This window comes from Micrococcoides hystricis (genome assembly GCF_042434215.1).
Classification (GTDB): Bacteria; Actinomycetota; Actinomycetes; order Actinomycetales; family Micrococcaceae; genus Micrococcoides; species Micrococcoides hystricis.
The window spans coordinates 1-569 of the sequence record NZ_JBHLUB010000007.1 but is presented as its reverse complement, the minus strand read 5'-3'; the positions used below and the strand labels follow the sequence as shown (position 1 = coordinate 569).

Below are 569 nucleotides of genomic sequence, written 5' to 3'. Positions count from 1 at the left end.
TGAAATGGTCCAGGTTTTCTTCCGTTTGAGTAGATGGGAAAATCTGGGTTATGCCGAAGAAATTCGATCAGGAAGCTAAGGACAGGGTTGTCCGTTTGATTGAGGATCGGATCCTTGCTGAAGGACTCTCGATCCAGGAAGCGTGCCAGGTAGTGGCACCCAAACTGGGCGCTTCGTGGCACACTGCGAGGCAATGGGTTCAAGAAGCTCGGAAGACCGGCAGGATCATGCGGGCCGAGGAAGACATTATTGCTGAGAACGCCAGGCTACGCAGGGAGAATCAAGAGCTACGGGACACGAACGAGTTGTTGAAAGCCGCCTCAGCTTTTTTCGCCAAAGAACTCGACCCGAAGCGTCGGAAATGATCGCCTTTATTGACCAATATAGGGATCGTTTCTCAATCGAGTTCATATGTTCGACGCTGAACAAAGAGCGTAAGGGAGGGTTCTTGTCCTCGCGTGGTTACCGCGACGCGAAACGACGAGTTCCCTCGAAACGCGCGCTACGGGATAGTGAGCTGGTCGAGATCGCCCGCCGGATTCACGCCGAGAATTATGGGGTGTATGGGG

At 53.4% G+C, this 569-nt stretch carries 1 protein-coding gene; it reads left to right on the top strand.

The annotated features are described in order from the left end of the window. The first annotated feature begins 50 nt into the window (after positions 1-50). A complete protein-coding gene (locus ACFFFR_RS03855; RefSeq protein WP_377458216.1) occupies positions 51-365 on the top strand; it encodes a transposase in 315 nt (104 codons plus the stop codon). The last annotated feature ends 204 nt before the right edge of the window (positions 366-569 follow it).

Excerpts from the sequence above, each read along its gene's own strand:
- ACFFFR_RS03855 (WP_377458216.1), top strand. The coding sequence starts at position 51 with ATGCCGAAGAAATTCGATCAGGAAGCTAAGGACAGGGTTGTCCGTTTG.